The following is a 13,974-nucleotide window of genomic DNA, read 5'->3' as shown; positions in this document are numbered from 1 at the left end:
CCCCTAAAAAGTACCTCTTAAATGCACTGTAACTGCGTTTTCCATAAGGTCCAGCCCTTCAGAGTTCGAAAGTCGCTGCGTATGGTCAAGCGACACGGTGAACTTGAAATAGCGGGACAACCTTTCGTTCCACTGCAAATTCCCTACAATGTAGTTATCTACCCGACTATCATCCCCAAATCTACTGTGGCGATAGGAAAAAGTGCCATTGAGCGTGGTGTTACGGTCAACGCGGTGTTTGAACCCGGTGGACGCTCCCCATGTGGAGTTTGTTCCCGTGTCATCATCGTATGTCCGCCACTCCAGGTTTCCGCTCAGGTAAATCTGTGTGCGTTTTTTGCGCAGGGTGAACACACCCGTCGCATTTTGGCGGCGGAAATCCACGTCGCTCAAGGTAAAGCGTGGGTCCCGTTCATCGACCGGCAGGTTCTGGGTGTCGGTGATGCCCTGCTCCTCGTTGAACTGCCAGGTCTGCAAATTGTCGTTGAGAACGATGGAGTCCGCTGAAAGTGTATCGGTATAGCTACCGGCAAAATCGAAGCGCGTGGTAAACAGATACTGCATCCGCGCACTCCAGGTCTTCCGGTTGCCGACTTCGCCGTGGCGCACCGTCAGGTCAAGCTTGCGTCCTGGTGTCCAGCGAAAGCCCGCCTCCCAGCCGAAACCGTCCTCATTCAGTACCGCGCGCTGAAAATTATTCCTGCTATGCGAAACCTCGCCAACAATCTGGAAGTGCCGATTGAACTTGTACCAAACCTCACCACCAACCTGGTCGTTGCGGTAATCATTTACATTGAGGCTGCGGTAGACGGTGCTGGACCGTCCGAAAAGCCGCCACTCCAGGTTGTTGAAACGATAACCCGAACCAATAGATGCCTGTATCTCGTGGGTCTGGCTGTCCGAGAAGTTGACTGTGAGTGTCTCGTCGTCAAGGTTGTCAGCGCTTGAAAGGGTCAACCCGTAGCGATAGTTAATCCGCCAATCCGCAAATTCCCGCATGCCGCCCTTGAGAAGGGCGCTGCCGGTATAGTTTTGCACCAGACGGCGGTTGTCGCTCCTGTTCGCCTCGTTGTGGGAGATGCTGTCGCTTTGGCTGAGGAATACCTGCCGCAGGCTTGCGCGGGTGTTGACCGACAGGTGGTTTTTGATAATTTCCGCGTCCAGCACGCCGAACATGCTGTGACGGAGGTCAGTACCGCCGTCATTCAGGAAGTAATAATAGTCTGCTGCATAGTCGAGCGCGCCTTTGAGCTTGCGCCCTTCAATGCGTGTATTGAAACCCGCTGACGCGTTGAGGACAAAGCCGCTTTCCTTGTTCTCACCCTTGGCATCAAGGTTGATGTTGTCAGACCACGTAACCTTGGTTTCGCCGCGCGGGTCCACCCACACATGCTGTGCAAAGGCAGCCGACGCAAAGCAAGTATTCGCGACGGTCACCAGCAAGATGTTTCTGAAAATTTTGCCCCTGATCTGCCCCACAGATACGTTCCTAACGTCCCCCGTAACCGTAGTAGGACGCAAATTTCTTGTTGCTGCCGCTATATCGGGTCTTGTTAAGAATGAGATTGATATTCTCGCAGGCGCTGATCATGCTCAGGCTTTCCTTGATCTGCGGTTCGGTCGTCTTCTCGGCTTCAATCACGAACACGGTTTGACCCATGTAAAGCGCAAGCACCGACGCCGCCGAACTGGCGAGTACAGGTGGCGAGTCAAAAATCACGATACGGTCGGGGTACCGTGTACCGATCTCCCGAGCCATCTTCTCCATGCGCTCACTGGCGAGAAGCTCTGTCGTCAGGTTATGCTGGCGGCCTGCAGGCAACAGCACAAGGTTCGGGATGCTTGTCCGGATCAAGCAGCTGGCGAGGTCGATATCATCATCCGCCACAACATCCATCAGGCCACGCCCACCACTCACACCAAGACGGTTCAGAACTTCCGGTTTCGAGAAGTCTGCATCCACGAGAAGGACGGTCACATCCTGTTCGGTCGCAATCGAAAGCGCCAGGTTGATCGCGCAGAAGGTTTTGCCCTCGCCCGGGTTAGAGCTGGTCACCAGAATAACGTTGCCATTGGGTATCTTTTTGTCGCCTTTGGCGAAGGCATTCAAAAGGATCGTCCGCTTGATAATCCGGAATTCCTCGGACATCAGGTTTGGCGGCATATCTGGGGTGATATAGCCAGCTTCACGCAGCGATACGAGGTCAATTTCCTCTGGCGGCCGCTTCGGTGCCTCAGGTGCCTTATTACCGATACCTGTATCAGAAAGGGGTTTTGGCACCGCGCGCCCGGCCTCAGACTGCGACGCAAGGCCGCCGCCGCTGCGAGGTTGCCCAATACCTGATTTCGCGGCTGCTTTTTCAAACGCGCTTTCTTTGGGCGCTGGTTTGCTCGCCACATCATCCGGATTGGCCGGCTCCCGGCGCGGGGCGCCCGGTTGACCGATGCCCCTGAAAGCTTTCTCAACTGGTTTTTCTTCTACCTTCGGGTTCAGCGAGGACGGATCAGGGCGTGCTTCGCGCGGCGCAGACGGATCACCAATGCCGACAGCTTTGGAGCGGCCAGTCTTGGCAGCAGCGCGCTCGACCAAAGAGCCGCCGCCTTCGCCTTCCTTCTTTTTTTTCTGTTCCGCGCGTTCAATCAAATCCATCTGGAAACCCTACTCTTCACACCTACGTGGTGGACATGCCACCAAAAATATCGAAAGCAAGAAACACGGTATAGATAACCAGCAGCATTGCTGTGCCGCCTGCAAAAGACAGGAGCTCGACACTGCGTTGACGGTTTTCCTGTTCCGACAGGGTGCGTGTTACGTTGCCGAGCACCGGCATATCAAACTGGCTACGCAGTTGCTCCACTGTGATTACCACAGGCCGGAGTTGTGACAGCACAAGCGCCACACCGATGCCGGCAAAAATACCGCCAACCAGCACCGCTGTGAAGAAGAGCAGCCTGTTAGGACCACTGGGGCGCTGCGGCGTGATCGGTTCCTCTACCACGCGAAGCGAAACCGCCTCGTCCGTTGCTTCCACATCTGCGGCAAGATCGAGCGACTGTTTCTGCTCAACCAATTCTTTATACTGGCGCTGAATGGTTTTGTAGTCACGGTTCAGCCGGCTTGCCTCAGCTTCAATTTCGGGCACCCGCTTGGCCTTTTCTTCCATTTCGGCCACAAGGTTACGCTGTTCGCCCTCACGCTGCTTCAGTGTTTCGAGCGATGTCTTGGTCTCAATGATCTGCAGCATCAACTGCTCATAGAGCCGGTTGGGCGTTTCCGTCGTGAGATTGGAGTTGCGGCCCGCGTCAGCTGATGAAGCAAGCTCCTCGGCCAATGCGTCCTGCTTGTCTTTCAGCTCCGCCTGAAGAGCTTCGATCTGACGGGTCACATTCACCACATCCGGGTGACGGTCCTTCAGCCCCAAGGTTTTAAGGGCGTCATATTTTTTCTGCAGGTCGGCAATGCGTTCTTCGAGCGGGTCACTCGCACCGCCGCCACCGCCCGAGCGCGAGGAACGCGCCTCACGGATCGTTGGCGGTACGTTTTTGATCTGCGCTTCAAGGGTTTGCAAGGTGACCTGCGCCTCAGACAAGGTGCTCCGCGTCCTGCGAAGGTCATTCTTGGCAACATCAAGCCGCGACAGGAAACTGCCCTGCCCGCCCAGATATTCGATATTGTCTTGCTGGAATTTGGCAAAGCGGGTCTCGGCATCGCTCAGGAGCTTACCGTATTCCTGAATGCGCTGGTCGATAAACTCGATCGCGCTTTCTGACTTCTGAGCCCCGACCTCGGTGTTGCGCTCAAGGAAGAACGACAACAGATTGGCAACCACACGGCGCGCCACTTCGGCACGCTGCCGGTCGCTCAGGCGGTCATCATCAATTTCGTACTGGATACGATACATGCCCTCTTCGAGCGAGACGATACGAATATCCCGCTGCAATTGACCAACAAGCGAGTCCAGTTCCTTATCGTCTTTTGCGAGCCGATCGAGGTAGTCGGAGCGACGGATAATTTTCTCAAGGTTGGGACGGGTAACCAGCGTGCGGCGAACGATGTCTACCTTACGGCTAAGATCAACGTTCACACCCATTTGCTTGGCGATGACCGGCAGGATCGTCTGTGTATCCACAAATACCTGTGCCGAAGCTTCGTATCTGTAGGGCATGGTTGACACAAGCGCCCAACCAAGAAGGCTTACGAGCCATGCCGTAAACAGCATGTACCACCGCTTACGCCAGATACCGTAAGCGATGGTTTTGATCTGCTGAAATACGTCGTGCAATCCGCTTTGCACAGCCATTATCTCTCTCCGCTGTCAGCCAATACTGGCAACCAGCCAGTAATACTACAGAATGCTTTCCGGAATTATTAACACGTCGCCCGGAAGAATCTTCACATTCTTTGAAATATCGCCGTCCTTGATCAGCGATTCAATCTTGAGCAGATACTCTTTCTGCTCACCATCCTCAAACCGAATGAGGGAGGCGCGGTCACCCGCTGCAAATTCGGTCAGCCCCCCCACTTGGATCATCACATCCAGCAAGGTCATATTCGCGCGGTATGGCAGTGCCTGCGGGCTGGTGGCCTCACCAACAACACGTACCTGCTGCGAAAACGGACCAAAAAATGACTGCAACATCACCGTGACGATAGGCTGCTGAATGTAGACATTCAGTTGCTCTTCAATATCACGCGACAACTGGCTTGGCGTCTTGCCAGTCGCAGGCAAATCCTCTGCGAGTGGGATTGAAACACGACCATCGGGCCGAACTGTCACGTTCGTCGACAGTTCAGGGTTCCGCCAAACGTGGATATAGAGCCCGTCTCCCGGACCGATCACATAGTTTGGCCCGGGCCCCTCATCAGGCGGAACAAAAGGTGCTGGTGGCAGTTCTTCGCTTGGCCCGCAAGCGGTTAGCCCGCCAAACACAACGAGGGCACAAATGGCCCTGATCCCGTTCTTCACAATTGCTCTCACTGACAGGTTTCCTTTAAACCTTTGAAAATTAAGCTGAAAGACTTCAACCCGTATTATGCTACACTATGCCAATCGAGCTGTATTCAAATCAAGTAATTTTACACGTTTTAACACTTACTCGATTATTTTTCCTTTTTCAGCGCTTCTCCTTGCCCGATTTGGTCTTGTCTTCAGTAAAAAATGCTTCCTGATCATCATTTCTGAGCGCCCAGAAAATGACAAAGGCGTTCAACAGGCAAAACAGCAAAAAGTATATGGATTCCAACGCCCACGCTCCGTTCGTACGACACTGTGGTCAACTATTCCATGTTAGTATATCACGAAAAACACACCTGTTCAGGTCAAGCGTGACCAGATGCTGCATTTTTGAATATTTGTTCCTGCCCCAGTGATATTTCTTTCCAGTCAAAACCCTCTGCATAGGCTCTGGTCTGCATCCGGTCCGTGTCGCGAGTGAATATTTTATGGACCGCCGCGGCATATGCAGCCGGGTCGTCGCCCTCCACCAGTTCACCAGCCTCGGGCACGACAACAAGGTCTAGTGCCCCGGCAACCGCGCGAGAAACGACAGGCGTTCCGCACGCCATCGCCTCAAGAAGCACGTTCGCCCAGCCCTCCCGCTCGGACGGCAGGATAAGAACATCCGCCGCGGAGAGGAAACCCGGCATATCCTTGCTTGAAAGTTTACCCTCAAAGATCACACGGTCGGCCACGCCAAGCTGTTTGGCTTGCTCAAGGAGCTCTGTGTGCAAGGGGCCCTCGCCCGCGACAACCAGCGCTGTATCTTCTGGAAGGTGGGCCATAGCCGAAATCGCGATATCCACGCGCTTGCGCTGAACCAACCAGCCCGCAAACGCGACAATCTTGTTCGCACCGCCCCACTTCGCCCGGAATTCCTCACGGCGCTGAGGTCGGAAATGACCCGCGTCAACACCATTGCGAAGGGTGGTGACGCGGTCTTCCGGCACCCCCATGGCAATCAGGTCTGTGCGCAGCGAATTGCTCACTGTTATCACATGCGCTGCCTGCGACGCCGCATCAACAATCATCCGCCCCGGCACTTGCTGCTGACCGATTTCGGTCACGTCGCTGCCGCGGGCTGTCATCACAAAGGGAATATCGAAGAAGCGCGCCAGTTTCGCCGCTGCCACACCGTCTGGATAAAGGTAATGGGCGTCAATGACATCACAACTGCCTCCGTCCTTCAGCAATCGACGGAGCGCACGTTTACCGGCGCGGTAGAGCGTGAAGGGGGTCAGCCACATGCCAACCTTGGGGATAACGAGATAGCGCGGATGCATAACCGGAATGCCGTGCCGCACTTCAACCGCGGGCACCCGCGCGAAAGCGCCGTAGCGCCCCCACCGCTTGCCCTTGAACGGGAACCACGGCACGGGCGCAATAACAACAGCCCTGCTCCCGGTATCGGCCAAGAAATGCCGCAGGCGGTTCTCAACAAAAATGCCAAAAACCGGATCCACCTCATTCGGAAAGAGGCTGGAAAACAGAACGATATCAAGGCCTTGATCAGCCATTCACCAGCCTACTCCAGCAATTCGATCTGCCGGCGGGCATCCAGTGCTTCCTCAAAGTCCGGGTCGAGCTTGACAGCCTGGCGCAAGGTCTCAAGCGCATCCATGCGTCTTCCTTGCGCGAGATAGGTCATGCCAAGGTGATACCGGTAAAGCGCATTCGACGGCGCCCGGCGTGATGCTTTGCCAATTGCGGTCTCGGCCGCGTTCAAATCCCTTTTGGCCTGCAACATGACCCAGCCATAGATATCAAGCACAAAGGGATCGTCCGGTTGGATCAGGTATGCACGCTCCGCTAGAAGCACGCTTTTGCGGTTCCCAAGGCGCAAATAAGCCCTTGCGAGCCGCGCCACGATATGGGCATCGGCCACGCCGGCGCGCAGCACCATTTCATATTGCTCTGTTGCGGCAGCCGGCAGGCCAGCATCCTCCAGAAGCCCACCAAGCTTCATGCGCGCCGCGCGGTCAGTTGGTGTATTTTTGAGATAGTCTTCCAGCGTCTGGATCGCTGTTTGCCCCTTGCCCTGACTTTCATAGGCTGTTGCGAGGCCAACTGCGAGGTCCGACGACGCGCCAGAGCGCATCGCAACCTTATAAGCCTCGATTGCCTCATCGGTACGCCCCATAGCAACGAGCGTGTCACCAACAACGGAGGCCCGCACGTCTGCTGGTCTCTTTGAGGGGTCGAGCGTTGGCAAAATTCTCGTTGCGTCAGCATATTTGCGCGAGATCGCGTCGATAGCAAAGAGGTACCAATCAACCATTCGGGCGTCAGCCGCGTTTGTCCCCGCCGCCTCTGCACGTTCAAATGAAATGCGGGCGCCGGTGGCAAGCCCCATCGCGAGCAGTGCACGACCATGCATAAGGTGTGCGCTACCATCATTGGGGTTGAAAGCCACATAGCGAGACAGCGGCCTGACCGCCAGCTGCGCCTGGTCGAGATCCAGCAGAAGCAGGCCGAGATCCTTGAGGAGTTCCGGACGGTCCGCCGCAAGAACGGCAGCTTCCCGGGCCTGCTCAATCGCGTTGCTGGTGCGGCCCGCCTGCGCAAGCGCCTTGGCATAGTCCGTTTCCATCTCAGGCGAGCCCGGCATGACGCGAATAGCTTCCTCAAAATAGGTCAGTGCCTCTTCACCTTTACCCTGCAAAAGCAGCACACGACCGAGTGCCGCTTTGGCGCGCGCGTCAGTTGGTTGAGAGGACAGTAAACGCTTGAGGGTCTTCTCACCGTCGGCATAAAGGCCAAGGCGCATTTCGGCCAAACCCTTGTTGCGGATGGCTGTGTAGTAATCAGGGTTGCGCTTGATGGCTTCCGCAAAGCTCGCGCGCGCCTTTTCATATTGACCCTGCGAATATTCGATACTGCCGCGCATGTTGTAGCCAAGTGCACGTTGCGGCAGCGCTTTCAGAATTTTGGAGACCGTCATCATGGCCCCCTCCACGTCGCCGGAACGGAGCTGTATATTCCCCAGAATGCCAAGCTCGCGTACATCCACTTCTTCGGATTGCGGCTGGGTGAGAATTGCGTCAATCGCAGAAGAGGAATCGCCGGTCACGTAGCGGGAGAGCGCAAGCTTGCTCGTAAGGCCATCAATCACCTCGTCCGGTGATTGTTTCTCCTGGTCGGCCAGGCGTTCATATAGTTCGTGCCCGCGCTCCACTTCGCCAGCGGCCATCGCTGCGGCAGCTGCCATCGCCAGCACGCTACGCTCAGGCGCGGGAACATCAAGAAGTGGACGCAGGACGTCATAGGCCGCGGATGACTGCGACAGGCGCATATAGGTACCAGCAAGCACCATGCGCACGGTCTGGCTTTGCGGGCTGAACCTCAGCACTTGTTTGAGCAGACTTTCGGCCGTGGAATACTGCCCAAGTTGGTAGGCAACGAGACCCCTGATATAGATAGCAGGCAGATAGCTGTCCGAGATATTCCGTGCGCGGTTAAGGAGGCTGTTCGCCTCTTCGAAATTGCCGCGGCTCGCTTGAATAACACCCGAGAGATAAAGCGCCATCGGGTAGCTTGGTGCCACCGCATAGACGGCATCCAGATATTTTTCAGCTTCCTCCAGTGCACCCTCGTCAATCCGGATCGACGCCAGTTCAATATTGGCGAGAATATTGCCAGGGAACAGCCTGCGCGCTTCAAGGAAATGCTGCTGCGCTTCATCGGGCCTGCCCATATACCGCGCGACCAGCCCCCAAGTGTAGGCGACCATGGTGCTATTGGGGCCGAGTTCCGCCGCCTTTTTGATCAGCTCTTCCGCTTTTGGTACGTTTCCGCTGCGCAGTTCAAGGCGCGCAAGCCCGAGGTAGGGAAGAAACTGCTCCGGCGCACGTTCCCGCGCACGCTCATAACTCGACCGTGCCTCTTTCAGGTTGCGCAGGGCGAAATGGGCATCCCCCGCCACGATGAAAGCATCAACCTGGTCTTCTGCCGGCAAGGTCACACCGCGAATGGAGGTCAGCGCATCAGCATATTTGCCCTGCAACAGCAGGGATTTGGCAAAAAGCGTCGCGGTGCCCGCATAATCCGCGCCCAGCCTACGCGCGCGCTCTATCGCGGTTTCTGCCGCGATGCCCGCCCCTGTTTCCAGATAAGCGCGGGCCAGCAGCAGGTAAAGCTGGCTATCGGCTTCCGAGCTATCCTGCAATTCCTGCAGGCGTTTGATGGCATCGTCATACCGACGCTCGGCAAACATCTCGCGCACGGTGCCGTATTTATCCTGCGCATGCGCCACAGGTGTCAGGAAACTGCAAGCAAGCAACGCGGCAGCAAAAACACTCCGCAGTCGCGGTGTCTGCCTTTGATGAAACCTGCTGCTTGTACCAGCCATATCAACGTGCCCCACTTGGAAAAAGAATAACCCTCATGGTTTGCAGGATAATCAGCAAATCCAGAAAGAGAGAATAATTTTTGATGTAATAAAGGTCGTATTCCAGCTTCCGCCGCGCGTCTTCAACCGACGCACCGTAAGGATACTGGATCTGCGCCCAGCCCGTAATACCCGGCTTCACGCAGTGGCGCTCACGGTAAAACGGCACCTCCGCCGACAGCTGGTCGACAAAAAAAGGACGCTCGGGGCGCGGACCAACAAAGCTCATGCTGCCGCTCAGAACGTTGATCACCTGTGGGATTTCATCAAGCCGAGTTTTCCTGAGGAAAGCGCCGACCGGCGTCACACGAGGGTCGTTCTTCTGTGCCCACTGCGGTGCACCCATCGCCTCAGCGTCCTGCCGCATGCTGCGGAATTTCAACAGCTTGAAGGTCTGGCCATGCATGCCCACGCGCTCCTGCCGGTAAAACACAGGCCCACGGCTGGTGACTTTCACAAGAACCGCGACCACAAGCATCACCGGTAAGGTAATCAACAGGAGCAGCATGCTGACAGCAATATCCAGCAACCGCTTCGCAATACGTTCAATGCCGGTACCACCACGGAACCCATCGGAGAAGATGATCCATTCCGAGCGCACCGATGTCAGCTCCACATAGCCGCGTACCTGCTCATAGAAAGAAAGCCGATCCTTGATCTCGATGCCCGCAAGCTTGCAGGCAATAAGCGGTTCAAGTGGCAGCGAGGTTGCTTCATCTTCATTGGCGAGGATGATCATCTCGATATCGCGTTCCATGGCAAATTTATCGAGGGTCTCTATATCATCGAGGATGATGGCATGCGTAAGCGGCTTCGTTTCCCCCGGCAGCATCACGATATCGACGATATTCAGCCCTGCTTCACGGGCCTGCGCCGTATATTGCTGCAGTTCCGCAGCCAGCTTGCCAGCACCAAGCACCAGCACGCGGCGCCCGATCAGGCTGTTGCTGCCAAAAAGCTGGAACAGGCCATGGCTTATGAAAAGCACCACCGCAGAAATCAGGAGCGACAGCACAAGGATGGAACGCCACAGAGGCAACATGGGCAGGAAATAGAGCACTGCAGACAGGAACATGCCCGCGGCCACCAAGCTTACCGCGAGCCGAATGACAAAAATGCGAAAATCCTGAATGGCATCAGCATGATAAGCACCAATGCCGAGCATGGCACTGACGCACGACAGCGGCACCAGAAGCTTCGCGATCCACGCTTCAAACCCTGCAGCAAGCGTCCATGGAAGGCCCACGTATGCATAGCGCGCGAATTCAGCCACGATCACACAACTGAACACCAAAGCGATATCCGCCAAGGCCAGTGTAAGTTTCACAGGTGAAACATAGTGACGAAAAATCCGGACCATCTGCCCTAGGCGCCCCTTACATGCTAGACCCTTCCCCCGTGCGCCACAGTATGCGCTTGGGGAACATTGTTCAAGTCATTGTATATAAAGCAGCTTGGGCTTCTGGCGGGCGATGCGGCCCTTCGTCAGGCCATATCCGGCATTTGCGGAACGAGGCAGCTCGCCTCAAATAGCGTCAAAGCTACAGGAACTGCGCATCCTGGGCCCACACCAACAGCATGGGACACAATTGGCGTGTAGCCGAGAGCGACCGAAATTTTTTCAAATTCGGCATCATCAGGCGCGGCGATTTTCACATGATCACAAGCGCCCGGCATCACGGCATCAAGCACAACCATCGCCGCAAGCGCCGCATATCCCTCCGCCAGCACCGGCAAGCGGCGGCTGCGAGCGGCGATCAGTGCGCCGATACTGCCCGCGATTTCACGCCCGCCATAAAGACGGAGCGCCTCCAGCGGATTGTCGGCACAGGAAATTACACCTTCGCCGTCCTCACCGACCGACACATCACCGCGGATTGCCTTGATGACGCGGCGGGCGTGACGCTCGAGCCCCGGCGCGAGTGCAGCGATACCAAGCACGTCACCGCCAGACGCGGCCGCTTCCATGCCGAAGGCCACAGCCGCCATGCAGTCCGCCTCAGCCCAGTCCGCACTCACGTCGTGCGGCAGGCTCGGCGCCATTTCAAGCGCGCGCAGGCCGATGCCTTTGTCGACGCACAAGAGATTTACTGGCGCCCTGCCCTTTGCCGTGGCAGCGATGTAGGCCAGCACGCCCTCGGCATTGCCGCCATCCTTATAGGATGACGCCAGCAAACAGATATGCACGTCCTTCAGCTGTGGCGCGGCCTTCGCCTGCCAGGAGGCAAGCCACGCACCAATGTCGGTGAGCCCGCACGCGCCAATATGCTGCGCCTTGGTGGCGGCATCCATATATTTACGCGCAGCGCAGTCGTCGGCTGCTGGCAGTTGTGCAATGATCGTGCGAAGGTCCTCGAAGGGATGGCCAGTTAACATCTTATTTATACCGTGGGTCTATGATAGGTCATGCAGGTGCGACGCGGTTTTGCGAAGCCTCGGCAGCTATACTGCAGCTTCCCTCGGCACGCCAAACAAAAAGAGTATTTGCACTCTGTACACAAAGGTCTAAAATGTATAGAATTCAAGACAAATTATACCCAGAAGGCCAAGGGTAACTGAATGTTCAAGAGCAATAGATCGCTGGTCATTTCAACACTGTTGACGGGCACTGCCGTGGCAACCGGCACCCTTTTATATGGTGTGTACCAGCAGGACGAGGAGCTCAGCATCCTCGACGACACACTGCCGCCTGTTGTCGGCAACGGCGTTTTGCCGCCGCCTGCCACTTATGTGATGACCACGCCGCCACCGGTTGAAATTCCCGGCATCCGGCGTCTCAAGATCATTCGCCCTGCCCTTGCAAACCCGGCAGTTGAAGGTTCTGCTGCTGGCGCACCAGCGAGCGAGGTGACCGCCCAACAGGCCGCTGACTTTTACCTGACCGGCACCCGGAGTGCGGATCTCATCCGCTCGCCCGTTGAAGCCCGGATCGAGACATTCCCGACCGTCACGCTTGAGGAAGCCGTCGAAGGTGCCCTCGCGGTTGACGAATGGGGTTTCCAGGTTGTTCAAAGTTACCTGAACCAGGCCATGGGCGACGATGAAGCGCTCAAGGCACGGATGGAATCGCTCCTCACCAAGATTGAGGAAGCGGCGGGTGACTATGACCTCGCCACCATTTCCGATGCTGCAAACCTGATCATTGAAGCGGGTGCCCGTACACACTGGACCGCCTTCATGGCGCCGTTTGTACTGGACGAAAACTTCAAGCTGACCGAAGGCGCAATGGGGTGGGACCTTGGCCCATCAACGCGCGAGCCATACGACAAATTCACTCGTGTTGCGGCCGACAACAAGATGCTTGTTGGTGAAGGCATGGAAGATGAAGGCTCCGATGGTGGCCCTTCGATCCTGTCGAACGGCGTGCGTAACGTGGAATCCTTCGTTGCCTCCAATATTCCGAATGGCCGTTACCGCGTGGTAATCCTCACGGCACCGCGGCCAAACGGTCGCTCCCCACTCTATCCATTCGGGGTGGACGTGAAGCGGAACGGCGGCAACGTGAACGTGGTCGACACCCGCGCGACCGACGACCTTGTGCCGGTCATGAAGCTTTCGAGCTCAGGCCCCGGCCGCCTGTCTGACGCACCAGCCGAGAAGAAAGCTGCCGAGAGTGACGATGCCGCAAGCAACGATACGCTCTATGATTTTGAGCTGACCGCCACAGCGGGCGGCCTGCTGACCACCAGTAGCAGCAGGGATATTCCCGCAGCGAACCAGCAACTGCCACTTGGTGGCGGCGTGCTCGCGGGCTTTGCGTCGTCCATCTTCAGTGTGGCGGGGCCTAAATCGCTTGATGATTTTGCGCCGTTCATGCAGGCCGATGGTGGTGGCGGTGCCGGTGCAAACAGCGGCTACATGCTCGTGACCCGCGCTGAAGTGGTTGATGGCACGCTTCGTATCAGTTTCCGCCAGCTTGGTGGGCAGGATACCTACGTGACCGCGGTCATCATCTATCCTGAGCCGGACAACGACATCGAAGAAGAACTGGCCGAAGAGATGGCCGACTTCATCGAACGTATCGCGCCCGCTGCGGGCCGCAATATCTCGGTCGAGAGCGTGCTCGAGATCCAGACACCGATCATCGACCCCGTTGCTGTGTTTGCCGACAATTCCAACGGCTTGCCGACACGCGAAGGCCAATCAGCGACGCCAACACCGCCGACAAGCTCGCCGGAGCCGGAACCTGAGCCAGATCCTGAGCCGCAGCCACAGCCGCAGCCGGAACCTGAGGAGCCAACCCCGGTCCCGACACCTGATGACCTGACGCCGGATCCTACACCTCCGCCGACAACATCGCCGCCAACCACATCTCCGCCGACGACATCACCACCAACGACGTCGCCGCCAACTACATCTCCGCCGACGACATCACCACCAACGACGTCGCCGCCAACTACATCTCCACCGACGACGTCGCCACCAACGACGTCGCCGCCAACCACATCTCCACCGACGACGTCGCCACCAACGACTTCGCCGCCAACTACATCTCCGCCGACGACGTCGCCACCAACGACTTCGCCGCCGACCACACCTGCGCCTACTCCGCCGCCAACTACGCCGGAGCCGCCGCCGCCATCGACGCCG

9 protein-coding genes are annotated in these 13,974 nt (G+C 57.0%); 1 reads left to right on the top strand and 8 read right to left on the bottom strand.

Going from position 1 to position 13,974, the window contains the following annotated elements; all coding sequences use genetic code 11:
* Positions 1-3: 3 nt before the first annotated feature.
* The 8 genes from B150_RS0104940 to B150_RS0104900 all read right to left on the bottom strand — a co-directional run bounded on the left by B150_RS0104940 (position 4) and on the right by B150_RS0104900 (position 11,760).
* The gene (locus B150_RS0104940; RefSeq protein ID WP_020398786.1) at positions 4-1,479 is read right to left on the bottom strand and encodes a TIGR03016 family PEP-CTERM system-associated outer membrane protein; all 1,476 of its coding nucleotides are present in this window, start codon (positions 1,477-1,479) and stop codon (positions 4-6) included.
* Between the two features lie 10 nt (positions 1,480-1,489).
* A complete protein-coding gene (locus tag B150_RS23380; RefSeq protein WP_020398785.1) occupies positions 1,490-2,650 on the bottom strand; it encodes an XrtA-associated tyrosine autokinase in 1,161 nt (386 codons plus the stop codon).
* 22 nt (positions 2,651-2,672) lie between these two features.
* Positions 2,673-4,301: an XrtA system polysaccharide chain length determinant gene (locus tag B150_RS0104930; protein WP_020398784.1), complete on the bottom strand. Its 1,629-nt coding sequence runs from the start codon at positions 4,299-4,301 to the stop codon at positions 2,673-2,675.
* A gap of 45 nt (positions 4,302-4,346) precedes the next feature.
* Positions 4,347-4,979, bottom strand: a complete 633-nt coding sequence (locus tag B150_RS0104925) for an XrtA/PEP-CTERM system exopolysaccharide export protein (protein WP_025896107.1) — start codon at positions 4,977-4,979, stop codon at positions 4,347-4,349.
* A 341-nt stretch (positions 4,980-5,320) separates the two neighbouring features.
* A complete protein-coding gene (locus B150_RS0104915) occupies positions 5,321-6,514 on the bottom strand; it encodes a glycosyltransferase (RefSeq protein ID WP_020398781.1) in 1,194 nt (397 codons plus the stop codon).
* Positions 6,515-6,522: 8 nt separating this feature from the next.
* The gene (prsT, locus tag B150_RS0104910) at positions 6,523-9,345 is read right to left on the bottom strand and encodes an XrtA/PEP-CTERM system TPR-repeat protein PrsT (protein ID WP_081611330.1); all 2,823 of its coding nucleotides are present in this window, start codon (positions 9,343-9,345) and stop codon (positions 6,523-6,525) included.
* A 1-nt stretch (position 9,346) separates the two neighbouring features.
* Positions 9,347-10,744, bottom strand: a complete 1,398-nt coding sequence (locus B150_RS0104905; RefSeq protein ID WP_020398779.1) for a TIGR03013 family XrtA/PEP-CTERM system glycosyltransferase — start codon at positions 10,742-10,744, stop codon at positions 9,347-9,349.
* A gap of 125 nt (positions 10,745-10,869) precedes the next feature.
* Entirely contained in the window at positions 10,870-11,760 is an 891-nt protein-coding gene (locus B150_RS0104900) for a nicotinate-nucleotide--dimethylbenzimidazole phosphoribosyltransferase (RefSeq protein WP_020398778.1), read from the bottom strand.
* 183 nt (positions 11,761-11,943) lie between these two features.
* Here B150_RS0104900 and B150_RS23375 point away from each other — a divergent pair.
* The coding region (locus tag B150_RS23375; RefSeq protein WP_040565231.1) for a hypothetical protein at positions 11,944-13,974 on the top strand (2,031 nt) is incomplete at its 3' end.

Origin of the sequence: Kordiimonas gwangyangensis DSM 19435 = JCM 12864 (assembly GCF_000375545.1) — a bacterium.
Lineage (GTDB): Bacteria > Pseudomonadota > Alphaproteobacteria > Sphingomonadales > Kordiimonadaceae > Kordiimonas > Kordiimonas gwangyangensis.
The sequence above is the reverse complement of the archived record's forward strand: the minus strand, read 5'-3'. Positions and strand labels throughout refer to the sequence as shown.